Origin of the sequence: Vibrio sp. FE10 (assembly GCF_030297155.1) — a bacterium.
Lineage (GTDB): Bacteria > Pseudomonadota > Gammaproteobacteria > Enterobacterales > Vibrionaceae > Vibrio > Vibrio apostichopi.
Window position 1 is genome coordinate 2123722 of sequence record NZ_AP028067.1, and the last position, 23863, is coordinate 2147584.

At 41.6% G+C, this 23863-nt stretch carries 27 protein-coding genes and 1 riboswitch; of the genes, 8 read left to right on the forward strand and 19 right to left on the reverse strand.

The genetic code is table 11. The features are described 5' to 3' along the window. Window positions 1–89: 89 nt before the first annotated feature. Entirely contained in the window at window positions 90–248 is a 159-nt protein-coding gene (locus tag QUF19_RS09570; RefSeq protein WP_004733573.1) for a hypothetical protein, read from the reverse strand. A 301-nt stretch (window positions 249–549) separates the two neighbouring features. Beyond that, a riboswitch (glycine riboswitch) is annotated at window positions 550–669 on the forward strand. 128 nt (window positions 670–797) lie between these two features. Here QUF19_RS09570 and QUF19_RS09575 point away from each other — a divergent pair. The 4 genes from QUF19_RS09575 (at window position 798) to QUF19_RS09590 (ending at window position 5865) form a co-directional block, all read left to right on the forward strand. Next, window positions 798–2168 (forward strand): alanine/glycine:cation symporter family protein, encoded by a 1371-nt coding sequence (locus QUF19_RS09575; RefSeq protein ID WP_286292096.1) that lies wholly within the window; start codon window positions 798–800, stop codon window positions 2166–2168. A 380-nt stretch (window positions 2169–2548) separates the two neighbouring features. Then, window positions 2549–3355 (forward strand): winged helix-turn-helix domain-containing protein, encoded by an 807-nt coding sequence (locus tag QUF19_RS09580; protein ID WP_286292099.1) that lies wholly within the window; start codon window positions 2549–2551, stop codon window positions 3353–3355. After that, on the forward strand, window positions 3352–3813 hold the full coding sequence (locus QUF19_RS09585) for a hypothetical protein (RefSeq protein WP_102277954.1): 462 nt from the start codon (window positions 3352–3354) through the stop codon (window positions 3811–3813). Before QUF19_RS09580 ends, QUF19_RS09585 begins: the two co-directional genes overlap by 4 nt. A gap of 576 nt (window positions 3814–4389) precedes the next feature. Continuing rightward, window positions 4390–5865 (forward strand): aerolysin family beta-barrel pore-forming toxin, encoded by a 1476-nt coding sequence (locus QUF19_RS09590; RefSeq protein ID WP_286292107.1) that lies wholly within the window; start codon window positions 4390–4392, stop codon window positions 5863–5865. A gap of 155 nt (window positions 5866–6020) precedes the next feature. On the opposite strand, the gene QUF19_RS09595 is transcribed toward QUF19_RS09590, so the two are convergent. After that, window positions 6021–6656 (reverse strand): LysE family translocator, encoded by a 636-nt coding sequence (locus QUF19_RS09595; RefSeq protein WP_286292112.1) that lies wholly within the window; start codon window positions 6654–6656, stop codon window positions 6021–6023. Window positions 6657–6951: 295 nt separating this feature from the next. On the opposite strand from QUF19_RS09595, the gene QUF19_RS09600 reads away from it, so the two are divergent. From QUF19_RS09600 to QUF19_RS09610, 3 genes are all read left to right on the forward strand, one after another. After that, window positions 6952–8424 carry a carboxypeptidase M32 gene (locus QUF19_RS09600; RefSeq protein WP_286292115.1) on the forward strand — a complete coding sequence of 491 codons (1473 nt, stop codon included), beginning with the start codon at window positions 6952–6954 and terminating at the stop codon, window positions 8422–8424. Window positions 8425–8913: 489 nt separating this feature from the next. Continuing rightward, window positions 8914–10401 (forward strand): SulP family inorganic anion transporter, encoded by a 1488-nt coding sequence (locus QUF19_RS09605; RefSeq protein WP_286292117.1) that lies wholly within the window; start codon window positions 8914–8916, stop codon window positions 10399–10401. A gap of 9 nt (window positions 10402–10410) precedes the next feature. Then, the gene (locus QUF19_RS09610; protein ID WP_286292119.1) at window positions 10411–11244 is read left to right on the forward strand and encodes a universal stress protein; all 834 of its coding nucleotides are present in this window, start codon (window positions 10411–10413) and stop codon (window positions 11242–11244) included. A gap of 209 nt (window positions 11245–11453) precedes the next feature. On the opposite strand, the gene QUF19_RS09615 is transcribed toward QUF19_RS09610, so the two are convergent. The 16 genes from QUF19_RS09615 to QUF19_RS09685 form a co-directional block, all read right to left on the reverse strand. Next, entirely contained in the window at window positions 11454–11804 is a 351-nt protein-coding gene (locus tag QUF19_RS09615) for a YbbD-related protein (protein ID WP_286292122.1), read from the reverse strand. A 140-nt stretch (window positions 11805–11944) separates the two neighbouring features. Further along, window positions 11945–12187, reverse strand: coding sequence for a hypothetical protein (locus QUF19_RS09620; RefSeq protein ID WP_102434464.1), 243 nt, complete (start codon window positions 12185–12187; stop codon window positions 11945–11947). 240 nt (window positions 12188–12427) lie between these two features. Continuing rightward, on the reverse strand, window positions 12428–12940 hold the full coding sequence (locus QUF19_RS09625) for a GNAT family N-acetyltransferase (protein ID WP_286292132.1): 513 nt from the start codon (window positions 12938–12940) through the stop codon (window positions 12428–12430). Between the two features lie 41 nt (window positions 12941–12981). Further along, window positions 12982–13314: a YnfA family protein gene (locus tag QUF19_RS09630; RefSeq protein WP_286292135.1), complete on the reverse strand. Its 333-nt coding sequence runs from the start codon at window positions 13312–13314 to the stop codon at window positions 12982–12984. A 191-nt stretch (window positions 13315–13505) separates the two neighbouring features. Continuing rightward, a complete protein-coding gene (locus QUF19_RS09635; protein ID WP_286292139.1) occupies window positions 13506–13952 on the reverse strand; it encodes a methyltransferase family protein in 447 nt (148 codons plus the stop codon). Between the two features lie 60 nt (window positions 13953–14012). Then, window positions 14013–14603 carry a Crp/Fnr family transcriptional regulator gene (locus QUF19_RS09640; RefSeq protein WP_286292142.1) on the reverse strand — a complete coding sequence of 197 codons (591 nt, stop codon included), beginning with the start codon at window positions 14601–14603 and terminating at the stop codon, window positions 14013–14015. A 100-nt stretch (window positions 14604–14703) separates the two neighbouring features. Further along, entirely contained in the window at window positions 14704–15186 is a 483-nt protein-coding gene (locus QUF19_RS09645; protein ID WP_286292144.1) for a tetratricopeptide repeat protein, read from the reverse strand. A gap of 163 nt (window positions 15187–15349) precedes the next feature. Then, window positions 15350–15769, reverse strand: coding sequence for a GNAT family N-acetyltransferase (locus tag QUF19_RS09650; RefSeq protein ID WP_286292147.1), 420 nt, complete (start codon window positions 15767–15769; stop codon window positions 15350–15352). 61 nt (window positions 15770–15830) lie between these two features. Next, window positions 15831–16832, reverse strand: a complete 1002-nt coding sequence (locus tag QUF19_RS09655) for a metal-dependent hydrolase (RefSeq protein WP_286292151.1) — start codon at window positions 16830–16832, stop codon at window positions 15831–15833. Window positions 16833–17035: 203 nt separating this feature from the next. Continuing rightward, window positions 17036–17383 carry a DUF6404 family protein gene (locus QUF19_RS09660; protein WP_286292154.1) on the reverse strand — a complete coding sequence of 116 codons (348 nt, stop codon included), beginning with the start codon at window positions 17381–17383 and terminating at the stop codon, window positions 17036–17038. Between the two features lie 137 nt (window positions 17384–17520). Next, window positions 17521–18165 (reverse strand): HAD-IA family hydrolase, encoded by a 645-nt coding sequence (locus tag QUF19_RS09665; RefSeq protein ID WP_286292155.1) that lies wholly within the window; start codon window positions 18163–18165, stop codon window positions 17521–17523. A gap of 140 nt (window positions 18166–18305) precedes the next feature. Then, window positions 18306–18764 carry a GNAT family N-acetyltransferase gene (locus QUF19_RS09670; protein ID WP_286292161.1) on the reverse strand — a complete coding sequence of 153 codons (459 nt, stop codon included), beginning with the start codon at window positions 18762–18764 and terminating at the stop codon, window positions 18306–18308. Window positions 18765–18898: 134 nt separating this feature from the next. Next, on the reverse strand, window positions 18899–19255 hold the full coding sequence (locus tag QUF19_RS09675; protein ID WP_286292162.1) for a hypothetical protein: 357 nt from the start codon (window positions 19253–19255) through the stop codon (window positions 18899–18901). 289 nt (window positions 19256–19544) lie between these two features. Then, the gene (locus QUF19_RS26440; RefSeq protein ID WP_353505927.1) at window positions 19545–20336 is read right to left on the reverse strand and encodes an EamA family transporter; all 792 of its coding nucleotides are present in this window, start codon (window positions 20334–20336) and stop codon (window positions 19545–19547) included. Window positions 20337–20439: 103 nt separating this feature from the next. Continuing rightward, window positions 20440–21000, reverse strand: a complete 561-nt coding sequence (locus tag QUF19_RS09680; RefSeq protein WP_286292165.1) for a Crp/Fnr family transcriptional regulator — start codon at window positions 20998–21000, stop codon at window positions 20440–20442. 418 nt (window positions 21001–21418) lie between these two features. After that, window positions 21419–22285 carry an aldo/keto reductase gene (locus QUF19_RS09685; RefSeq protein WP_286292168.1) on the reverse strand — a complete coding sequence of 289 codons (867 nt, stop codon included), beginning with the start codon at window positions 22283–22285 and terminating at the stop codon, window positions 21419–21421. Window positions 22286–22413: 128 nt separating this feature from the next. On the opposite strand from QUF19_RS09685, the gene QUF19_RS09690 reads away from it, so the two are divergent. Then, complete coding sequence (locus QUF19_RS09690) at window positions 22414–23226, forward strand: LysR family transcriptional regulator (protein WP_286292170.1); 813 nt, start codon at window positions 22414–22416, stop codon at window positions 23224–23226. A 182-nt stretch (window positions 23227–23408) separates the two neighbouring features. On the opposite strand, the gene QUF19_RS09695 is transcribed toward QUF19_RS09690, so the two are convergent. Then, a complete protein-coding gene (locus tag QUF19_RS09695; RefSeq protein WP_286292173.1) occupies window positions 23409–23825 on the reverse strand; it encodes a GFA family protein in 417 nt (138 codons plus the stop codon). Window positions 23826–23863: the final 38 nt, after the last annotated feature.

Here is a 23863-nt window from a genome sequence, read left to right on the forward strand (position 1 = left end):
TGATACTGTAGGTTCAGTTAAACCTATCGCTCAAGTCAGAAGCACTTGAGCTTTGCTAACACGTTCATCCTATCTGCTCACAGACAGATTTAACGAGTTAACTCCGAAATCATCAGACTGGCAGTATACAAAAGGAAGCTGCTAACGATAACAATCACTACCCATTTTTGCAGTTTTTCGTTTGTCCGGTAACGAAACAGCACAAATGCCAAAGCCAATAAAAAAACAATCGCTATTAATCGAGTCATAACTCCTCCTTGTTTCTCTATTTTATACCATTTAAATAAGCAAGTTACGTCAGAGACTCGTTGTTTGATCATTTAGTTGAACAACATTTGAGCAAACAGATATTTTGTAGCTGACATCACATTTTATATGATCTAGGATACGCCTACAGATTACCTAATTATTTAGGTAATTGTTCCGATGAAGACTGCAGGAGAGTGGTTTTTAACTAAATTTTAACATTTAGTTAGATTAACCCGCCGAAGAAGTAAATCTTTCAGGCGCTTTATGCTGGAGAAATCCAGAAAAGTGAGGACTGTCGTTGGAGGAACCTCTGGAGAGAACCGTTAGATCGGTCGCCGAAGGAGCAAGCTTAGTGCCCGTTACTTATCTATAAGTGATTCGCTAAGTGAAACTCTCAGGCAAAAGGACAGAGGAGTGGAAAGCAACAGCCTTAATTAACAAAAGAATTCTATCTAGAAATCCGTATGTATTAAGTAGTGCTATCGATCCCTGTGATCTGCACTGCCTTCCCTCTTCTCCTTAAATTTTTAATTTATTAAGGGGAAACTATGAACCATCTACAAGCTACACTTCAAACCATCAACCAATTCGTTTGGGGACCACCGCTACTTATCCTATTAGTTGGCACCGGTGTTTACTTCACTTTTCGTTTAGGCTTACTCCAGTTTAGACACCTTCCAACTGCGCTAAAAATGGTGTTCAGCAAAGACAAATCCGGCACGGGTGACGTATCAAGCTTCGCCGCTTTGTGTACTGCACTTTCCGCAACAATTGGTACAGGTAATATCGTAGGTGTAGCGACCGCAATCAAGATTGGTGGCCCTGGTGCCCTATTCTGGATGTGGCTTGCCGCTGTCTTTGGTATGGCGACCAAATACGCAGAATGTCTACTTGCTGTTAAATACCGTAGAACCGATAGCAATGGCGAAATGGTTGGCGGCCCAATGTATTACTTGCAATACGGTGTCGGTTCAAGAGTTTTAGCGGTGATGTTCGCTGTGTTCGCTTTGGGGGTTGCCTGCTTCGGTATTGGTACCTTCCCACAAGTTAACGCTATCTTAGACGCAACTGAAATTTCATTTGGTGCTTCTCGTGAAATGTCTGCTGTCGTTCTTACGATATTGGTGGCAGTGGTCACCCTTGGTGGCATTCAATCTATCGCTAAGGTCGCAGGAAAAGTCGTGCCTACCATGGCAATCATGTATATCGTCGCGTGTTTAAGCGTGCTGGTTTCAAATGCAGACCAACTACTCAATGCCATTACCCTTGTTGTGACCTCTGCGTTTACCAACACGGCAGCAACCGGTGGTTTCTTTGGTGCGAGCATCATGCTTGCTATCCAATCAGGTATCGCTCGTGGTGTATTCTCGAACGAATCAGGCCTAGGTAGCGCACCAATGGCGGCAGCAGCAGCAAAAACAGACTCGTGCGTGAAGCAAGGGCTTGTCTCTATGACCGGTACCTTCTTCGATACCATCATCATCTGTACGATGACAGGTTTGGCGCTTATCTTAACGGGCGCTTGGCAAACTGACCTTTCTGGTGCTGCGATGACCACTCATGCATTCGCTGTCGGTTTGAATGCAGACACGCTTGGCCCTATGCTGGTTTCTGTTGGCTTAATCTTCTTTGCATTTACCACGATTTTAGGTTGGAACTACTACGGTGAGCGCTGTGTTGTTTTCTTACTGGGTACTAAAGCGGTTCTGCCTTACAAGATCATCTTCATTGCGTTGGTTGCTTCTGGTGCATTCTTAAAGCTCGATATGATCTGGCTGATGGCTGATATCGTGAACGGCCTAATGGCAATTCCAAACCTAATCGGCCTGATCTTGCTACGTCGCGTCGTCATCGAAGAAACAAAGCTCTTCTTCAAACCTTTAACTTCTTCAAGTGATTGTGAAACCGTTAAAGCGTAACCTGAATTGGTTGAATACAGCCCGCATTAAAATGCGGGCTTTTTTATATTTATTCAAACATTAAACTGAAAAAATCATGACCAACACTTATACCCTTACATATAAAATGATATTAATTAGGCCGCTGTGCGAATTAAAACACCTGATAAAACGCTAATAAAAAAGCCACTAATAAAACCAACACCTTAATTAGATATTACTTATATTTAACAGATTATGTATAAATGTCCGTGTTTTTGTCATAAACGAGTAAATAGCATTTTGTTTCAACCACACAAAAAAACACCAGAATAAAACATGTGACTTTAATTCATATAATAGTCAGTTTATAGTCATCTACATTGTTGAGAGAATTATAATAAAAATAAAACGTTGGCTATATGATCAGATTCGACCCAATTAAAAACCGTATTTATAACGACGAACGTTCTATTAAAATAGGATATCGTGAGACTCGCGTTTTAGAGTTATTACTTAAAAACTCACCTGAGATTGTGAACAAGCAAGAGATCATTAGTTTCGCATGGGGAAGCGAATTCATTGGTGATACATCACTTGCGAAATGCATTAGTTTACTCCGCCAAGGATTCGTTAAGCTCGGCATCAAAGAGACGCCAATCGTGACGGTGCCAAAGGTTGGTTACCGGCTTATCGATGATTACGTCTTTATCGAGTCGCAACCACAAAGCGGAACCACAATTCCGCTGACTCCAGTGAGCGATCAAGTTCCACTCGATAACAGCGGTATTGCGGCCTCTATTGCAAGTAGCCATGCACCTATACCTAAACCAACTTCGCCTGGTCACCAGCAAATCAGATCACACAAAAATAGACTGTGTTACTTCACAACCGGTTGTTTGCTATTGGCATCAGCGCTATTGGCTTTTGCTAAGGTGCACGACAGAAGCCTTGGCGATATCAACTCAGTCAACCGACTCAATGAGCAGTGGGTTGGTCAGGTTCAAGTGTTCCAAGAGTCTGAAATGGCGATGAGTCCTGAACTAGAAGCCATTCTCTATAAATATCAATGTGATTGCGTGGCATACATCAGCGAAGAACCAGACTACTCTGAGCTTTCAATACTCAATAAAGAAACACGCCAGTCCGTCAATATCTTTTACACCCCCACGCAATTAGATCGTGCGAGTAGCGAGATAGCGTTATTCCTAGAGAGAGGCCAATTATGATGCCATTTGTTGCTCTATTTTCCGCGTTAGCTCTATTGGTTGGTATATGGAGTATTCCTAACTCTCCACCGCAAGAAGAGCACCGTTACCAACATAGCGTGGTAGACCTCATACTCGATGGGAATGTGTTACGTACCGATGGGCTCACCAAAATAAGTAACAACAAGGTTCTGCACCTGATGTCGGTTCAAGATGACAACATGCCCGACCCGATTGTTCTACGGTTTAGAGGTGAGGCAGGCCCTTCTCAATCACTGTTCTTTTCTATATCTGGCACCATTGATTTAGTCTCAGTACAAAAAATAAATAAAACAATGAATGACAGCTTATTGTCACCCTACCTACTCATCAACAATGATCCATTAACGTTGAAGGTTGATGTCTTAAGTTCAAATGATTTATTTGCCATTATTCGAACGTGTAATACTGGCCGAACACAACTACTGGCTAAACGATAATTTATTGTTGTTTGGCCACCAGCTGAATTTATCGACGTTTAATTAACGCCATCCTGAATATTACACATAAAAAACGGATGGTTATTTTTATGACTATATCAATAAGCATCCCTCACTTTTAAACATTCGATTAATCGGATGTTTAAAACAACTGATTACATTTAAAAACCTAAGCTAAATTTAAAAAACCAAACTAAATTTATATCGTTATTGTTAATTCACATATCAAGTTAAAGCTGTAGGCCATGTGAATAATATGCCTCTTATTGTACTTAATCATTCACCTCACACGCGATTAAACAATCGCCAAAATAATTTGACGTTAAAGTCGCGATAATTGCGTCTCATTTTTCTAAAAACGGTTTGATCCCCATCAAACAATTCACTTCCAGTTGCATACAATTTCACCATAAAAACACTTCTAGCAATACAACCCATTGAATTAAAGAGGTAATTTAATTCAACCCTTTTCAGTATCTATCTATTTATCAACATGAAAAAGTGAATTGGTCTTGTTAACTGCACGGCGCACAAAACATTATCAAAATAGAAAAATTACAAACGAGGGAATTGTTAATGATTAATATAAACAGAAGTCTCTTAGCAACCGCAGTGTTGTCTGTTCTATCTACCGGTGTAAACGCAAAGGTTTATCCAGACCAAATAGTGTTTGACCAACTTGGTGAAGATGTATGTCGCTCTGGTTATCGCCCTTTAGACCGTTATGAGGCGCAAGAACAAAAGAATGCTTTGGTCGCTCGTATGGGCACTTGGCAGATCACTGGGCTGAAAGGAAACTGGGTGATCATGGGGCCTGGTTATCATGGCGAAATTAAAAAATCGAGCAGCGGGTCAACGTTCTGTTACCCGAACAATGACCAATCTGAAATTCCAAACTACTCTGCCAAAGCCGTCACAGAAGGCAGCGAGATCGACGTTGAATATGACTTGGTGAACAACCGCAATGATTTTGTACGCCCTCTTAGCTACCTAGCTCATAACTTAGGTTATGCATGGGTTGGCGGTAACAACAGTCAGTATGTTGGTGAGGACATGACGATTAAACGCTCAGGTAACTCTTGGGTAATACAGGGCAACAACAGTGGTTCTTGTGATGGTTATCGCTGTAACGAAAAGACTAAGATCACCGTCGACAACTTCACCTACACCGTTAACGACAATAACTTTTGGCACGGCGATGTCGTCGAGTCCGATCGTGAACTGGTTAAGACCGTTTATGCAACGGCAAGAAACAGAAGTAACATCGCGCAACAAGTCGTTGTCGATCTGAAAGTCGATGAGTCTACAAATTGGTCGAAAACGAATAGCTATGGTTTCTCTGAAAGTGTTCAAACAGAGAATACATTCAAGTGGCCTTTAGTTGGCGAGACTAAGCTAACCATTAAGTTAGAAGCGAACCAGAGCTTTGCTGAAACCAACGGAAACTCCACTAGCGAGCAAGTCACACTTCAAGCTCGTCCTATGGTTCCAGCGAATTCAGAGCTGCCGATTCGAGTTGAGTTGTATCGTTCAACCATCTCTTATCCTTACCGATTCAACGCCGACATCAGTTACGATGTTGAATTTAACGGCTTCCTTCGTTGGAGTGGTAACGCATGGCACACCCACCCAGACAACCGCCCTTACAAAGCTCACACCTTCACTATGGGCCGCAGTAGCAATGAATCAGCCGATATTCGTTACCAATGGGATCACCGATACATTCCAGGCGAAACGAAATGGTGGGACTGGGGTTGGGCGATCAAAGAAGCCGGTTTATCGAGCATGCAGTACGCGACTGGAGGAAGCTTACGCCCATTCCACTCTTACGTATCTGGTGATTTTAACGCTGAATCTCAATTTGCAGGCACCATTGAAATTGGCCAAGCAACACCAATTACCAACAGTGTTCGTAGCAAAAGAAGTGTTGATTCACTCAATGAAACCACTGAGCGCATTGGCGATATCGAAGTTACCACCAACTTTAATGCAGATGAGTTGAGTGACTTAGGTTTCGAAGGCGCAGAGATGAACATTAGCGTTGTTGAATAACGCAGTGGCTCACATCTGACACTCGATTTACCAGTAACAAAAAAGCCCACGGCAGTGTTTATATACAAACCTAGCGTGGGCTTTCTTCTTTTTAATTCAATTGTGTAGAGCCTTTAGGACGACTCCCAATAACCTATACCCAAAAACGGTTCAGATTATACTGGCTCTTCCATCAGAAGCTTAACGCCAAGCCCAACTAATACCATGCCAGTCACACCTTCCATCCACTTCATAAAACTCGCGTTCTTAAGTAAGTTTTTAGCGGAGTTCAGAGCCCCAGCCAAACTACATTGCCACACCATAGCAATCATAAAGTGCACTGAAGCCATCAGCATGGATTGTAATAACGGTGAACCTTCAGGGTTTACGAATTGAGGCAGAAAGGCCAAATAGAAAACCGCTGTTTTCGGGTTCAGTACATTAGATAGGAAGCCTTCACGCAGAGAACGCTTAGCACTGTATGCTTGCTTAGCTTGATCCCCGACCTGCATCCCGCCGCCATTTTTCATCAAAGCTCGTAAACTGCTTAAGCCAAGCCAAATCAGGTAAACCGCACCCACCATTTTGACGGCTTGAAAGAGTTCAGCTGATTGAGCAAGAATCGCGGAGATCCCCACAGCAGAGAAAAAGGCATGCACATAAAGGCCGCCACAAATACCTAAGCTGGTCATAACACCGTCAGCTAAGCCGGAGCGGCTAGTATTGCGAATCACCAATGCCGTATCTAAACCCGGCGTTAGCGTTAAAATAGTGATGGCAATTAAAAATGCCTCAAAGTTCAAAATATCCATATCATTGTCATTCTTGTTCAGCGATCTATCATCAATACCGTGTATCTGAACAATTCGCAAGCAACAATTGCCATCTGCTATACAAGTCACTGATTTTGTGCACAATGGAACAGTTTAATTTGTTAAGAAATAGTAAATTCAAGGCATCGTACCGCTTCCTGCTTTTATCGCTAGATCTTCGACTACGAAGTACAGCGCATTAAAAAGCAAAGCCATAATCAAAGTACATGAGAGATGAACCTTAACCGAAAGGATTTTAAGGATCATTTAAAGAAACCAAATTAAGAGTAGTCAAATGAGCGCATTCAAAAAACTAGTCGAACACTCTCAAAAATGTTCACGCTTTCAACACCTAGCCTCTATTTGTGGTTGGGACCAAGCTTCAATGATGCCTGCAGGTGGTAACCAAGCACGTAGCGAAGCCATGGCCGAACTCTCTGTTCATATTCACGGCTTAATGACTCAGCCACAACTTGGCGATTGGATTTCAGACGCTGAAAACGAAGCGCTAAATAGCGAGCAACAATCGTCTCTGCGTGAAATTAAACGCCAATGGCAACAAGCCAACCTACTTCCTGAAAAGCTGGTTGAAGCTAAATCTCTAGCTGGCTCAAAGTGTGAGCATGCATGGCGCAGCCAACGTGGTAACAATGATTGGGTTGGGTTCGAAAAGAACTGGTGTGAAGTGGTTGAGCTATCTCGTGAAGAAGCACAGATCCGCGCCGATGCGGCAAACTTAACACCTTATGATGCCATGCTTGATATCTATGAACCGGGCACAAGCTCTGCTTCACTTGATGTCTTGTTTGCCGACGTTAAGACATGGCTACCAAGCCTGATTGACGAAGTGATCGAAAAGCAATCGAGCGAGCAATTTAACGCGCCATCAGGTATCTACTCGACTGAAAAACAGAAAGCACTTGGCTTAGAAGTCATGAAGCTGCTTCAGTTCGATTTTGAACACGGCCGATTAGATGAAAGTGTTCACCCATTCTGTGGTGGCGTACCTTCAGATGTGCGTATTACGACTCGCTACGACGAAGCTGAATTCGTTCAATCATTAATGGGCATTGTCCACGAAACTGGGCACGCACGTTATGAGCAAGGTTTACCAAAACATCTAGCAGGCCAACCAGCAGGTGAAGCTCGCTCTATGGGTATCCATGAATCTCAATCTTTGTTCTTCGAGATGCAAGTTGGCCGCAGCGACCCGTTCATAGGGCACTTAGCAAACCTAGCTGGCAAGCAGTTTTCTGGTTCTGAGTTTGAGCAAAAGAACTTCCAGAAGATCTACACTCGCGTGAAGAAAGACTTCATCCGTGTCGATGCCGATGAACTGACCTACCCTGCACACGTTATCTTACGTTACGAAATTGAACGTGACTTGATCAACGGCAACATCAAACACACCGATGTTCCAGAATTGTGGAACACCAAGATGCAGTCATATCTTGGTTTAAGCACTCAAGGCAACTTCACTAATGGCTGTATGCAAGACATCCACTGGACAGACGGCGCATTCGGTTACTTCCCATCTTACACATTAGGTGCGATGTACGCGGCTCAGTTCATGGCTTCAATGAAGAAAACGGTGGATGTGAACTCAGTGATTGAAAGTGGTGACCTATCACCTATCTTCACTTGGTTAGAGTCGAATATTTGGAGCAAAGGCAGCTTACTAACCACCGATGATTTGGTGAAAGGCGCAACGGGTGAAACCCTGAATGCACAGTACTTTAAAGATCATCTAAGAAGCCGTTACCTATAATCATCCTAAAGAGCAGCACTTTCGCTGCTCTTTTTTTGCCCGTCATATGAGCGATTCGAATTTACTCACTTCGTATTTTCTTGCTCCATATACACTCACCCTTTGAATAATCAGAGCACTCGTTAATCACCTGACGAAAAACCAAAGCATCGAAATGTGAAATGTAAGTTTGCACTGATGCGCTCAACAGCTATGCCACCAGCGATTGATAAATAGTCATATCGGCGTATAGTTGCCTTTTTTAAAATACAACAAGAGGATATTAATACCTGTGTTAATTACGCCGCCTTAAACGTTCCATCCCCCCTATAGCTCTCACTGCTAACCGAAGCTCAATACTAGTCTTTAGTATCATGCTCACTCTTTGCGCTTGTTAATTATCCGCCTATCTTAGGCTGCTTTTTCGCGCCAAAATTTTATCAAAGAAGCACTCATCCGCACCCCAGATCCATTTCTGGTGCGTTTTGCCGTGCCCAAATTGAGAATTCAATGTACCAAAATATCAAACTTGATTGGATGTCGAACATCCGTGGAGACCTACTTGCTGGTCTCGTTGTAGCACTTGCTTTAATTCCTGAAGCCATCGCCTTTTCTATCATCGCTGGCGTTGACCCTAAAGTTGGCTTGTATGCCTCTTTTAGTATATCTGTTGTGATTGCTTTCACCGGAGGGCGCTCGGGGATGGTTTCTGCGGCCACTGGTGCCATGGCATTATTAATGGTCACCTTAGTCAAAGAACATGGCCTAGAATATTTATTGGCTGTGACCGTACTGACTGGTGTCCTGCAAATTTTGGCTGGATATTTGAAGCTTGGGAGCCTTATGCGGTTTGTCTCACGCTCTGTTGTGACTGGCTTTGTAAATGCCCTCGCCATCTTAATCTTCCTTGCTCAATTGCCTGAGCTCACCAACGTAACTTGGCATGTTTATGCGATGACCGCTGGCGGCCTAGGCATCATTTACCTGTTCCCTTACCTGCCTGTTATTGGCAAATTAATCCCTTCACCTTTGGTGTGTATCATCATTCTAACTGCCATCGCAATGTGGTTCGATATTGATATTCGCACTGTCGGCGACATGGGGAACTTACCTGATACGTTGCCTATCTTCCTATGGCCTGATGTACCTCTCAACTTAGAAACCTTGTCTATCATTTTCCCCTATGCCGTTGGACTTTCTGTAGTAGGTTTATTGGAATCAATGATGACAGCGACGATTGTTGACGACCTTACCGACACCAGCAGTGATAAGAACCGAGAGTGTAAAGGACAAGGCATTGCCAACATCTTTACTGGCTTCTTAGGCGGTATGGCGGGTTGTGCGATGATCGGGCAATCGATGATCAATATTAAATCAGGTGGTCGCGGCCGATTGTCGACACTATCAGCCGGTGTATTCTTGCTAATTATGGTCGTTTTTCTTGGCCCATGGTTAAAGCAGATCCCTATGGCAGCACTGGTTGCTGTGATGATCATGGTCGCGATCGGAACGTTCTCTTGGGGCTCTATTCGAGACCTAAAGAAGCACCCTTTATCGACTAATATTGTGATGCTTGCTACGGTCATTATTGTTGTAGTTACCCACAACTTAGCCATTGGCGTACTTGTTGGCGTGCTGCTGGCCTCACTGTTCTTCGCTAACAAGATCAGTCGAATGATGGTCATCAAAAATGACAGCACAGAGCAAAACAGCCGTAAATATACCGTTATCGGACAGGTCTTTTTCGTTTCATCCGATAAGTTTATTGAGTCATTTGATTTTAAAGAAGTAATTGAATCTGTGACGATAGATTTATCGGCAGCACACTTTTGGGACGTCACCTCCGTTTCAGCATTAGACAAAGTCGTCGTTAAGTTTCGCCGCGAAGGGACACATGTGGACTTGATAGGAATGAACCAAGCCACGCGCACTATTGTCGACAAATTTGGCGTGCACGATAAACCCGAAGAAGTTGAAAAGCTATTGGCCGGACATTAAGGAAAACACATGAAAAACATAATCGCTTGTATTGATGGCGCTAACTCTACAACTTCCACCTGCGAAGCCAGTGCTTGGGTTGCAAACAAAGTAGATGCTCCGTTGGTTCTCTTCCACGCTTTGGATCATTCGACTCAGCCCGTGGTGAGTGAATTCTCTGGCCAAATAGGTTTAGGGAGCCAAGAAGAGTTGCTTGAAGAGCTGGCTGAACTGGACGAAGCGCGTAGTAAAATCATGCTAAAACACGGTAATACATTACTGGAAGAAGCTCAAAAATGGGCGTTAAACCAAGGCGTGAAAGACGTACGTAAATTGCAGCGTCACGGCAGTTTATTAGAAGGACTCTTGGATCTTGAAGAAGAGTTACGTGTGTTGGTTATCGGCAGATCAGGAGATTCTCACTCGGTCGGCTCGCAACTTGAAACCGTCATTCGCTCGATTAAAGCTCATATACTCGTTGTATGTGAAGGCTTTAAGCTTCCAGACTCATACCTGATTGCGTTTGATGGCAGCGCCATTAGCGAGAAGTTAATCGACAAGGCGATTCAAACACCTTTACTAAAAGGATTAGATTGCCACTTGGTGATGATCGATGATGGTGGAAATAAAGACGCCGCGTTCGAGAAAGCAAGAATCCAACTTGAAGAATCAGGGATCAGCGTAACCGCAGCATCACTAACAGGTACGGTCGATAAAGCACTTATCGATTATCAACAGCAGCATGAAATTGGAATGATGGTAATGGGTGCTTACGGGCATTCTCAACTGAGACAGTTTTTTGTAGGAAGTAATACCACCAAAGTTCTGTCGAACAGTCGTGTTCCGTTACTGTTAATTCGATAGGTTTTCGTCGGGTTTCAGTTCATTGGTGAAATCCCGATAGATCCTTATCTAATGCAATAAAAAATGGCTAAACATCGTGATTTAATCGCGCATGTTTAGCCATTTTAACAATCCGTCTTATTCCACCAGCCATTTGTTCTGGCCTAAGTTAGCATCCCATTCTATAAGCCATCGACCCTATAAGTCACCGAACCTAAAAGCTATCCAGACTATAAATCACCCAACGTATAAGTCACCAAACCATCATTGTTAACGGTGAAAGTCCAAACATTATCACCTTCAACGAAACGATACTGATTGTCTGAGTCAGTTGGCTTCACTTGTTGTAAGAAAGCCTGAAGGCCCGACTTCTCAACCAAAAACCCACCATGTGAGGTGTTATTGTCGAGATTATTAACCACCTCAATATCAATCGTCGATTCAGGCAAGATGTCAGGCAACCACCCTCTTTCGAACAAGCTATCCTGTTGCGCTTCTGCGTATGTCGCGTATTGATTTGTAACAGCATCAGAACAGCCAGCTAATAGAACCAAGGCTGATAGTAGAGATATAGCTTTCATTTTATGACCAAATACTTATAAATTTCAGGCTGGAGCACAATACAAATTGGCGACTCCAGAACCACTTCAAACACATCATTGTTAAAACAGCCAATCACCGTCTTACTTCCTAGACACCAATATAAACTTGTCAGTGAGCATTAATGCCACGATCTGGTACCACACTTTTCACACTTAAATTCTTCTTCGTGATCAAGATGGAATGATCCAGTATGAGAATCACCTTTAAACAACAAAGTCGTTAAATACTCGAATAAGATATGAAAGCTAGATTGCTTAACTTCTAATGCAGAATCTTCAGATCTTTGGATAGGAACATGCGGAGTCAAACATTGACACTTTTCGCAATTGTGCGGGTGTTTAATGTATTTATTATCAAACATTTATATAAACCAAGCGAAGATATAAAACAAACTGCACAATATCAGTTTATCAATCAAATCTCTAACATCATATTCAAGGCACCATTTGGTTAAATGGCATCAACAATTCGATAATTTAGACCTTAAAGGTCACCATAAATGCTTAGAATCTCTTGGCTTCTCGTCAGCAGCAATCCTGTCGATTCGAAAGAAATGTCAAAATAGAACACATTAGAGTTCTACGTGACACATGTTGATTCGTTAAGTTGATGGCTGTAAAATCATCACCAACTCATTTCCATCGGTAGTCTTAGTTTCAAAGCCAAAGTCTTGATACACCTTAATAGCTGCGACATTGCTGGCAAACACAGTCAGTCTCAACTCTTTTTCAGAGCGTGACTCTAAAATTGTATTAGCTTTAGCCAACATTTTAGACCCAATGGCTTGCCCTCTAAATTTTGCAGAGACATACATCTGAATAATTTCTAAAGCGTTCCCGTCAGCTGGAGTTAAACCGCATAAACCAACCAAATCCTCACCGACAAAAGCGCCAATCATGACACTTTCTTGAGTATCACTTTCAATGAGCCCCTCAAAATACAGAATCGGTAGTTGCGATTGAGCTTCGTAACCTGAACCAAAGCATTCAGGGTGTAATTTCAAGCTTTCAAGCCTTACTGCACGGTACTTTAGGCTATCTTTACTTGCTACGACTTTACAATCAACGTCCATATTCGATCCAAGATAATGATGAATTTTGCGTATTTCAAGCAACGCAATACATGAAATACTTAAGAGTGGTTTAACGTACTTTTTTAGCCATGCTTGGGTGGAAACATGATGATCGCCATGCCAAACAGTGCAATAGATCCGCCAACCAGATCCCACATTGTCGGCTTTTCGCCATCAACAAGCCAAAGCCATACCAGTGCAACTGAAATGTACACCCCGCCATACGCGGCATAAACACGGCCCGTTGCAGTCGGGTGAAGCGTTAACAACCAAGCAAAAGCAGCCAGACTTAACGCAGCAGGGATTAGAAGTAATATGCTCTTATCTTGCCTAAGCCACAGATAAGGTAAATAACAGCCCACTATCTCTGCTATGGCCGTTAAAACGAAAAGACCCACGGTTTTAAATTCAAGCATAAAAGCCTCAAACTGATGAAAGACGATACCTCACTTAAATGCGACTATCGAAGCATTCAACCAAAGTCGTTGTTCCTTGTATGTTACAAGCAATCGACATCACTTGTTAGAGGCAAACTCAAAGATAAATACCGAGCATAATGAATCAACTTAGATACGCTATCTTGTGTTTAGATACCGTATATTGCTATTTAGATCCACCGCCTTACTTTTCGGCAATAGTCTTCATAGTCTTGACCAAACTTATCGCGCATCATTTGTTCCTCAAATTTTATGTACCATCGGTCAGTCACAAGGACAAAGACCGCCGTAAGCAAAAAAGAGGAATTCGCGGCACCGGTCAGTATTGCAAAACCCAACAATGAAACAACAAACCCCAAATACATTGGGTTTCGAGTGTACTTATAGACCCCTTCTGTTACCAATAGAGTTGGCTCATCAAACGTCATGATATTTGTGTTTCGTTTTTTAAATAGTCGCTTGCCAGACATCGCCAGTAAAAGCCCAACACCAATGACAACCAGTCCAGCTAGGTTATACGGATAAAGCATGTGATGATGAGAGCCAAGCCACCAGCATATTAAGCTCATACTAATGGCAAAAATCAGGAAGAGAATGGGTGGTAATAGTTTTTTCATTTCGATACTCCGTTAAAAGAGTCATCAAGCATATAAAAACCGAATTGCCTTCACCTTAACCTATGTTAAGCCCATCTCCCGACGAATTCTCGATAGAGTCACGTCAGTAACCCCTATATACATAGCCACATGGCGAAGCGGTATTTTCTTACTTTCGTCACCAAATTCAGTTAAGAATTCTTGGTAGCGTTCTTTGGCACTCAACAGGAGAAAGCCAGCTTCCCTTCTCTCTTTCTTAAGCACAAGACGTTCGAATAATTTGCGCAGGAACTCGCCCCAATTACGGTGACTTCTAGATAGCTCGACCAAACTTTCATAACGTATCGAAGCAACAGTACATTCCGTCAGTGTTTGAGCAAAAAACGGGCTGGGACTCGATTCGATCAATGAGCCCATACTAGTGAACGCGCCACCTGTTCTTACCAAGGATTTATTACGCTCATTCCCCTGTTCGTCGATATAAAAATACCGACCGATCCCATCGAGAACAAAGTGAACATCTGATACCAAATCACCACAATGAAATATGTACTCTTTCGGTTGGTATGTCTGAGTCGTGAAGTATTGAATAGCCAATTCCACATCGTTTTGACTCAATGGAGCTATTTCCGAGAAAGTATCGTGTAATCGTATTTTGTGGGAATTATCCATAGTTCCTACTCAACCTAATTCGTTGACAGTTCACAATTACGCGACACCTGATGCAATAGTCATAACCTGTCCCTAAGCTCTTGTTATGTGTTTATTTCGCTTACCACTTTCTATCTAAGTCTTTGCTATAGAGTAAAATAGCTCGCTGATACTCTTTAATTGCATCGCTATTTGTTGTCGACACCAAAAGGTCGAGCAATATAGACATCGCTTCCTTATGACGTCCTACATTGTACAAACACATAGCATAAAAAGGCTGAACTTCTATTGAATCAGGATACTCACTCAGAGTTTGCTCGAAATAACTCAAAGCCTCTAGATATTGACCCAAGCTTCGATAAGTAGAAGCCAAGCCAAATAAAGCATCAAAGCGTTCTGTCTCTGACAATTCGCCAGACAAAGACAAGAGGTAATGATCGATAGCTTCTAGCTCTTTACCTTCGTTATCATATGACCACGCAATCTGTAGGTGAGCCTTCGCCGCATAATGGCTATTGGTTAGCAACCTACCTAGCAAAGAGCGAGATTCGTGATACTTAGCTTCTTTACGTAATTCAATGGCTTCTTTGATGACCTGTTCCATAATTCCCTCGAAACTTATAACGATTATCGACTAATGCTTAACCTTAACGATTAATCCTAACAAATATTGAGAATCAACCATCAAAATTTACCGCCCTACCGCTGACTAGTACAAATAACCTAACCAATAGACGTGAATAGAATGGCTCTTACTAAGATAAAACTTATGAAGAGAACGTCATTAGGTGATAACTGTCTAGCCCATCATCATAAGTTGAAGCAATCACAAAACCATTTGAGTGATAGAAATCAGTAGCGCTTTCATTAGCAACCAAGCATTTTAAGCTCAACGCAGAGTAATGTTGTTTACTGATACTCAATAGTCTTGCACCTGCTCCATGACGTAATTTGTGAGGGCTAACAAAAAGATGGTGGATAAAACCATCGGGCTCCCAAATTGAGATAAACCCTAAGACTTCGCTACCTTCGACAGCAACCAAAATTTGTTCGCCGTCAGTATCTCGTTCAAAATCTGACAGCTCGAATACGGTGGTATCTTGCCACGTAAACGTCGCTGTTCGAGAATCTAAATATAGCTGCCTTAGCGCAGGTAAATAGTCACGATGATACTTTTTTATTTCCATTATTCGCCTTTATATTGGAAGTCCAATTAAGCACTTTTAGCGCGACCAAAACCCAAAGGCATCAATCACCCTTCAACATGTCTAAGAAAATCTGTCTGGATTCTGGGGTATTGTCTCTATGTGTTTCATAACGTACGTGCATTTCTGAATCCACCGATGGCTCTAATTTAATGCTCCAAAGCGCTCTCAATTGGTTCGGTACAATTGAATACCGGACATCGATAATACGCATTTCATCCGTGGGATCTTGTGCCACATAACCATTTGAGAACCAGCGGAAACGTTCAATGTCTTTTGCTTGCTGTGAATTAAGGTCAAGCCACGGGAAATCCAGGCTAACATTCAGTTTTGCGATTGATTCACCAGGGTATGTCTTAACGGAGGTACCTACCCGTACAGCATCTACATAGTATCGATTCTCTGTTTCGTAGACCACTTTCCAAACTAAGATATTCGCAAAGCTCGGCTTAGCCTCTAACCGGATAGGCGTATGTTGTCGCTCTTGCGCTAGTTGCCACCCTACAGCCTCTGCCCTGTCCCTTTGTATCATTCCGAGAGTTGGATAAATCAAAGCCCAAAGAAACGCGACACGAGCCAACCAAGGGACTCGTTTCCATGTTGCAAACACAAGCAAGATTAAAATAGGCAGTGTATAGACAGGGTCGATGATCGAAATGGTGTTCCAAGCGTAACGCTCGTTGGTGAGTGGCCAAAACAACTGAGTGCCATACGTAGTGCATGAATCCAACAAAGCATGAGTGCCATAACCTAACGCGCAATACAGCCAACTTTGTTTAAAAGAGAAACCACGCCTTTTGGCGATCAATGAATGTAAAACCAACGCGCAAATCAAGCTGCCAATGGGGATAAACAGAAGTGAATGAGTAAATTGTCGATGGAACTCCAAAGCCAACAAAGGATCATTCTGCGATCGAATAAACGCATCTAAATCTGGCGCTAACCCAGAGAGTAAACCCAAAACTCCAGCAACCACCAAGTGCTGCTTTTTACTCGCTGATTGCGACAACGAAGCGCCTAGCACGCCCTGCGTTAACGGATCCATACGTCACTCATTTTTAGCATTCCATTGAATCGAATAAGTACATTTAGCTATAGCAGTGAATCGAGTCAAACAACAAGATTTCGTCAGCAGACTCATAGACATAATCGTATTAATGTAGACTGGCAAACAAAAAAAGAGCAGCTTCATGACTGTTATTTTTTGCGCTCACCGATAGATCACACGTCATATGAATAACTTTTCGCTTACAACTCTTCCCAACTTGTCAGTTCACACTTCCGATACGTCCAAAGATAATATGCGCTCATAAAAACAGCATAAAAGGCACCAGCGATGAATGATTCATACAATATGTTTGAAAAGGTCACTCCCTCTCTCGATATGCTTAGCAGCGATGTTAAAGGAAGAAAAAAGGCGAAAAACTCAACAAAGCGCACCACTACATTTCGTAGAAATGGAACATAGTAAGGTGGTCTTAACTTGATCCCAGCCTTACGCAACCATTGATGTAAAGGAGCGTTGTAGTTCCATTTTGAAATCTTAGCGGCTTGGAGTTGTTGCAATGCCCTCTCAAGCTTTCTTTCATAACTCATGTTGGTGTGCTCCTTAAGAGTTAACATTAAACACTTGGTTGCCTAGCCTTGCTTAAAGTATCCGGTCAGATCGCTCAGCCTGACGCTTACGAACATTGCCCTTGTGGTAACCTTTCTAAGTTAAACCACCTTTAGCGCTACCAACACAATTCGTATTGGTTATTTCGTTGTTTAAGCGTTAAATCAGAGAAACCATCAACGATGAGATCAGCTAATAGTAAATCTTCTTTTTCGTGACTGGTCAAAATGGCGACCGTAAAACATCCTGCATCTTTAGCCGACTTAACCCCTGCTGGAGAGTCTTCAAACGCAACACAATTGCCCGCATCTACACCTAAGTTTTGAGCAGCTAATAAAAATGGATCTGGATGTGGTTTCCCATTAGTGACGTCTTCTGCACAAATCATATTGGCGGGAATCTGAAAACCAGATGCAAGCAAACTGGTTTCCGCTACTTTCCTAGGCCCACTGGTTGCGATAGACCATGAATGCAAAGGTATGGTTGACACAAAATCCAATGCACCATCGATTTCGGTCGCAGCATTCATAGCTTCCATTGCAATCTCTTTCACAACCGCTTCTTCTTCAGAGTTTGAGTATTTTGAGCCGACTAGCGCAAGTGTTTCACTGATTTTTCTGCCATGCACGTGGGGTAATACTTTTGAGAACTCAATGGCATTTCGTGTTGCCCATTTCTGCCAAATATTATTGATAACCTGTGTGGTATCAACAAGAGTCGCATCGACATCAAAGATAAAACCTTTACAGACAAACGTATTCACTCACCTAACTCCTTAGAATTGACACTTCGATACTTAAACACAACGCAGACTAGCGCTTTATTAAAAAACTGCATCGTATAAATAGATTGCAACTTTAACCTTTCTTAGCGTCCTAGCTTGCACGTAATTGCTCTCCAACTTTACCTACGAACCCTCAAAAAGTTCGACCATTTGTCTTTTACTTCGGACGTCAAATCCAAGGTAAATTCATAACCTAAATGGTTCTCGCGGGTAATCTCAAAGTCGAGATGCTTGTGAAACTGTACTGACAATTCGTTCATGCGTAACACATTACTGACCAGAACATTTGCTTGATTGTTCTTGAGTGTCTCGGCAATTGAACGGAACAACGCAAGAAAAGCGGCCTTGCTTCGGTAATTAGGATGAACAACGAACATCGGCACAAACCATCGCCCATCACCTAAGTTCCGTAGCGTTGTGTACCCTATTAATTGGTCTTTCCTGCGATATTCGAAAAGTAGCCCTTGCTCGATGGATTCAGCTCGTGACGCTAAGTAAACTTCTCTCTCGATTGGAAACCCGGCCTCTTTCGAGATTGCCTCCAAAGTCAGTATGTCTAGTTCTAAATACTCTTCCATAACTCCCTTAAACCAACGAATGCTTGAATGAATGGCTATCCGTATTAAGTCGCTACTCAATCATGCGTCACTAACGCTAAAACCCAACCCTAAAGTGCCATGTATAATGAATCAACTTAAATTATCTATTTGAGCTAAAACTCATCGCTCGTATCTCGCTCATCATAGTTAGGGAAGTCGATTTTCAGGAAGCCATTTTCATCGAGAGTAAATGAGACTCTCCCACGCTCTATTCCTGATTCATTCATATCAGAGCAGCCACGGAAGACCTCCCAATCAAACGAATAATTGAGCTGATACTGAATACCTTCTACGTAATGAACACTTTCGATCTGAATACCGTTCACGTTGTGAGCCATATGATCTATGTGAGAAAGGTCAGGGATCAACTTACTTTCAAAGCCACTCTTATTTTCAGTGAGGAAAACGGCCAATTCAGAGCATAGCTCCGAACCACGAGCTAAAGATTTAGACGAACTAGAAAAGATCACGTTCAATTTCTCCCGAGAACAGTGTTGGATTTGAGTATTCACGCATCATTAAAGCGAGGAAAAAATTAACATAAAATATTTTATTTCAATAACTTAAAAATAAAACCTTAAACCTAGGCTTCGTAAAACAAGTATGTAACTTGATGATTCTACATGTTTGAAACCAACAACAGGCAAGTATTAACTCATGTCTGAACAATTGTAAGTTAGGCGTTTTAAACATTAGCGATACATCTTAGATGGGCATTATCAGCTAGCTAGAACCGACTACCCGATAATTGTCATACGATTAGCCGAAAAGTGTAATGGTTAAAGCTGACGCTATTAGCCCAAATATCGATATACAGAGTCTCTTTGTTACCGTCTCATTATACTTATACCAACCAATCAAAATTGAAAAAACAGTCGAGAATCGTCTTAGCGAAGATACAAAAGCAACGTTGCCTATCGAAGCAGCTTGATAAAATGTCAGCAAAGTTAGTAGGTGAGCCAGAGCGGGGACAATTAACGAAGAAAAGTCACTTAAACTTATAGTCGATGCCCGTATTCTGATCAGAAAAGGCAAATAATATAAGAACATGACTAAGCATATGTGCGCCGTCCAATTAACAGCTCCAATCTGAACAGAACCATCTTTATGAATGATTGAGCTAAGTGACCAAAGCAGAACGACACATATCATGCTGTTTACTGCTTTATCTTTTATTATGCTCATTAGGTTTAAACTCTCGCCATAAAATATAAAAAAGATCGCCGAAATTATTCCTATGAATCCAAACAAGGAAGGGACTTCATTGTAAAAAACAAAGTTTAAAACTAGCTGAAATACAGGAACAAAGCATAAAAGAGGAATGACTTTGGCTAAGGATCCATTGCGCAAAGCTAAGAGATAAAATGTCATAGCAGCGGCATCAAGAGTGGCAGCCGAGAACATCATTATCACTAGATCAACATCGTAGTTCACCTTTTCGAGAATGAATATGGTGGATAGACAAATAGGACAAAGAATGAACAACATTACCGCTGTAGATTGTATTGCTGATAATCTAGATGTCGACTTTTTTAATGAGACATCCTTCACGGTTAAAAAAACAGCAGATAGAAGAGAAAATAAAACCCACAAAATAGAGTTCTCTAAGTAAAGAATAGTGGTTCTATGTTCTATTGAAATTCAATGGTGTTAATTAACAATTGTTAATGCGGTTTTTTATTCTTGATAAACTAACAGGGCTTATCCCCATGTAATTAGCGATATCAACGCTTGTTAAGTGCTTGACCCAGTGGGGAAAATCATAAACTAAATGTTTATACCTTTCTTCATGCGTATTGAGCAGAAAAAAACTTTCTTTTTTTTCTTTATAAAGCAGTTGCTGTTCTAGGAGCTGAATTTTTGTGTTAACCCATTCTTGAGAATTAAGCATACTCATTGGGACTTTAATGAATTCTACTTTAGTTAATGATTCAATTTGATAGCTAGACTCTCGATTCTCTATCCAACTCGAAAAAAGTATGCAAAGGCTTTGTGGAAAATAAAACTCCTTACATCGCTCTACTCCTGAATCGGAATAATGGCAGGCCTTCAAGATACCAGAGATCAAATAGAATGCATGGGTCTGCTCTTCGCCTTGACGTAGCAATACACAAGATTCATCGACTAATGAAGTTGAAAACGTAGAAAAATAACGTTCAGGATGAGCAATACCTAGCCCTTCAAAAAATGAGCATACGGATTCTATATTTGTCATATTACCTACAATATTTCCTTGAATGGTAGGCTTTGCATTACCCTACACGTAAGCCTTTCATACAGAAACGAAAGTTAACCACAATATAGTCTAACTTGTATAGGGGCAGATCTGAGCTAGCTTGCACTTTGAGAGAGAAGTGCCACTAGTAAAACTTCGGGCCGATGAAGCCTCTGGACAAAACCAACTTAACGTAAAAGCTCTACAGTCCCGCTTTCAGATAACTTTTTGTATCGCAAAAAGTCATAGACCACCGTTCTCAGTGGTGGTTGGGATGACAGGGATTAGACAAAAATTTCCACCATAGAACGCTCTTGTTAGATTCGTAACAAAACGATCTTTAGCAGGATGTAGCATCACTATTACATGTTATCTGTAATAGCAGCTGTTATGAGTAATCTGCTCTCCGAGTTCTAAACTAATTTTCGTCTTGGAAAAGTTGCATATTACCTAATAGCCGCTCGGTCTTACCCGTCATTGTCAAAGGCATTATTCCTTCATCTGAAATCTTTTTTAGTACCAATGCTGATGGGCTTACGCCATAACAGCGAGCTTCTTCTCTAGTTTTCTTCACAATGTGTTTGTTAGCTTCGCTGTCGTAGTTATTAGGTAAAGCTCCATCAAACTCGAAGGATCCATCTAGTAGTGGTGAGTAAGCGACCAGGTTGATGTTTGGGTTCCTTTCTCTTAGTGCACTGATGATCTCGGTATCAAGACAAATTTGTACTCCCAAGTCGACTCCTTTTAGCGGTTCAATTACTGTGTGACGATACTGTGCATAGCTAATAGGCGTTAAATCATGAGCACTAATGACTTCCTGCAGTTCTTTGATTCGGGGTAAGGAAAAATTAGAAATTCCAAGTCGCTTAACTACACCATCGTTAATCAGGGAACTAAGTGCAGACCATGTTTCCAATAAAGGTGTCGATATATCATCAATGTGGGCATACAGAACATCAATGTAATCTGTCGATAAACGGTCAAGACATGCTTGCACTGCTCTGTCTATAGCTACTTTGCTCAAGCCTTCTGCTCTATCAAAGTTCCTACCATCAAGGGGTTGTGCGCCAATTTTTGTATGAATTTCGATTTGTTTCCTTTCTTTAGTTCTAAGCCAGTTACCAATAACTCTTTCACTTTCTCCGCCTCTTCCTGCCCAAAATGCATAATTGTTAGCAGTGTCGATTATGGTTCCACCGTTTTCAATAAAGGTATCCATGATTTCATGAGCTTGTGATTCAGATATTGATGTCCCAAAGCCTGCAGTTCCAAGTCCTACATTCATTATTCGCACCTCTTAACAGTTAGTTACATGTATTTTTTAAGGCAAAAAGATCAGTATGCCCTTTCTATGTTCTAAACATTACAGGACAATAGACTTTCAGCAATAAAACGATATGCAAAGGTCTTTTCATGAGTGAAATGGATTTAAACTGGAGTGATCTACAACTGTTTCTTTACGTTGCTAAGGAAGGAGGTCTATCCGCAGCCGCAAAATCAAGTCAACGCAGCCCCGCTACACTTGGTCGCAGAATGCACGCACTCGAAAAAACTCTGGGGAAAGAGTTATTTTTTCGCCATGATCGGGGATATGAGTTGCTTGCTGCTGGAGAAAAGTTGCTAAAAGAACTAACAGCGCTGGAGTCACAAATAACAACAATTACAGGAGTGTGTTCACAAGACAATAGACCTTTAGTAAAAATCTCTGCGGGCACATGGACTACGTTATTTTTGATACAAAATATAAACCAATTTTCAGCTACTCTAGATAAAACTCTTATACGCTTTATCTCTACAGAAAAAATATTGAATATATCCCATAGAGAGGTCGTCATAGGTATTCGGAATATCAGACCTACAGATGAATCCTTAGTTTGCCGTAAACTGAAACGAGTTGAGTTTGCTCCTTATTCAACTAAAAATTCCCCTGAAATATGGATAAAGGTATTATCAGATACCCCTTCAGGTCGTTGGCTCGATCGTTTTGTAGGTTACAACTCGATTTGTGAAGTTAGTGAACCACGAAATAGCCTTGATCTAGCTCTTCAGAATAAAGGTATTGCACTTCTCCCGACTTTTATTGGAGACGCACAACGTCAACTTCATCGCATAGGAAACATTATTGATGAACTGGGGCATGACCAATGGCTAGTAACACATCACGAAGATCGTTACTTACCCGAAGTAAAGACTCTGATTAGTACGTTAGGAGAAGCTCTGAGATAAGACTTGCATAGATACGCAGTAGTAAGTGGTTTTTATTATGCACTAATGAAGTGAGGATAATCTGGTTTCTATCAGTTCTGAGAAGCTTTGGAGCAGAAACGATTTAGGGTTATCGATCTAAACCGTTTCTAGCAGATTAGGAAAAGTATTTTGAAAAATTAAACGTTTGTTATATATCTTATTTAAATCTTATCCGCAAAGTAAGCCATGATTTCTTCTGTAGTCATTTCCTTGGTCTCGTTGGAAAAGCAATAATAGCTCGGGCGCATATCAATAAAGTATTGCATGTCCATTTTCAAACCCTCTAAGTTTGGAAAGAGACCTACTGGCATATTATATTCACCTGTTTCTTTTAACTTATAAAATAGATGCGTACCACACTCAACACAGAACCCACGAGAAGCCCAAGATGAAGACTTATACATTTTTACTTTGTTTTCACCCTCGATTTTCACCTGAGTTCCACATTTGACTGCGAAAAATGGTGCTCCTCCCCAAGTTCGGCACGACTGGCAATGACAAACAGTGAAGCTAGGGTTGATGTTTTCTGCGGTAATTTTTACAGAACCACAAAGACAGCTAGTCTCTGAATAAGACATTAAATTTCTCCTAAACTGATAAAAAATTTTTAGGCATA

Excerpts from the sequence above, each read along its gene's own strand:
- QUF19_RS09570 (WP_004733573.1), bottom strand. The coding sequence starts at position 248 with ATGACTCGATTAATAGCGATTGTTTTTTTATTGGCTTTGGCATTTGTG.
- QUF19_RS09575 (WP_286292096.1), top strand. The coding sequence starts at position 798 with ATGAACCATCTACAAGCTACACTTCAAACCATCAACCAATTCGTTTGG.
- QUF19_RS09580 (WP_286292099.1), top strand. The coding sequence starts at position 2,549 with ATGATCAGATTCGACCCAATTAAAAACCGTATTTATAACGACGAACGT.
- QUF19_RS09585 (WP_102277954.1), top strand. The coding sequence starts at position 3,352 with ATGATGCCATTTGTTGCTCTATTTTCCGCGTTAGCTCTATTGGTTGGT.
- QUF19_RS09590 (WP_286292107.1), top strand. The coding sequence starts at position 4,390 with ATGATTAATATAAACAGAAGTCTCTTAGCAACCGCAGTGTTGTCTGTT.
- QUF19_RS09595 (WP_286292112.1), bottom strand. The coding sequence starts at position 6,656 with ATGGATATTTTGAACTTTGAGGCATTTTTAATTGCCATCACTATTTTA.
- QUF19_RS09600 (WP_286292115.1), top strand. The coding sequence starts at position 6,952 with ATGAGCGCATTCAAAAAACTAGTCGAACACTCTCAAAAATGTTCACGC.
- QUF19_RS09605 (WP_286292117.1), top strand. The coding sequence starts at position 8,914 with ATGTACCAAAATATCAAACTTGATTGGATGTCGAACATCCGTGGAGAC.
- QUF19_RS09610 (WP_286292119.1), top strand. The coding sequence starts at position 10,411 with ATGAAAAACATAATCGCTTGTATTGATGGCGCTAACTCTACAACTTCC.
- QUF19_RS09615 (WP_286292122.1), bottom strand. The coding sequence starts at position 11,804 with ATGAAAGCTATATCTCTACTATCAGCCTTGGTTCTATTAGCTGGCTGT.
- QUF19_RS09620 (WP_102434464.1), bottom strand. The coding sequence starts at position 12,187 with ATGTTTGATAATAAATACATTAAACACCCGCACAATTGCGAAAAGTGT.
- QUF19_RS09630 (WP_286292135.1), bottom strand. The coding sequence starts at position 13,314 with ATGCTTGAATTTAAAACCGTGGGTCTTTTCGTTTTAACGGCCATAGCA.
- QUF19_RS09635 (WP_286292139.1), bottom strand. The coding sequence starts at position 13,952 with ATGAAAAAACTATTACCACCCATTCTCTTCCTGATTTTTGCCATTAGT.
- QUF19_RS09640 (WP_286292142.1), bottom strand. The coding sequence starts at position 14,603 with ATGGATAATTCCCACAAAATACGATTACACGATACTTTCTCGGAAATA.
- QUF19_RS09645 (WP_286292144.1), bottom strand. The coding sequence starts at position 15,186 with ATGGAACAGGTCATCAAAGAAGCCATTGAATTACGTAAAGAAGCTAAG.
- QUF19_RS09650 (WP_286292147.1), bottom strand. The coding sequence starts at position 15,769 with ATGGAAATAAAAAAGTATCATCGTGACTATTTACCTGCGCTAAGGCAG.
- QUF19_RS09655 (WP_286292151.1), bottom strand. The coding sequence starts at position 16,832 with ATGGATCCGTTAACGCAGGGCGTGCTAGGCGCTTCGTTGTCGCAATCA.
- QUF19_RS09660 (WP_286292154.1), bottom strand. The coding sequence starts at position 17,383 with ATGAGTTATGAAAGAAAGCTTGAGAGGGCATTGCAACAACTCCAAGCC.
- QUF19_RS09670 (WP_286292161.1), bottom strand. The coding sequence starts at position 18,764 with ATGGAAGAGTATTTAGAACTAGACATACTGACTTTGGAGGCAATCTCG.
- QUF19_RS09680 (WP_286292165.1), bottom strand. The coding sequence starts at position 21,000 with ATGACAAATATAGAATCCGTATGCTCATTTTTTGAAGGGCTAGGTATT.
- QUF19_RS09685 (WP_286292168.1), bottom strand. The coding sequence starts at position 22,285 with ATGAATGTAGGACTTGGAACTGCAGGCTTTGGGACATCAATATCTGAA.
- QUF19_RS09690 (WP_286292170.1), top strand. The coding sequence starts at position 22,414 with ATGAGTGAAATGGATTTAAACTGGAGTGATCTACAACTGTTTCTTTAC.
- QUF19_RS09695 (WP_286292173.1), bottom strand. The coding sequence starts at position 23,825 with ATGTCTTATTCAGAGACTAGCTGTCTTTGTGGTTCTGTAAAAATTACC.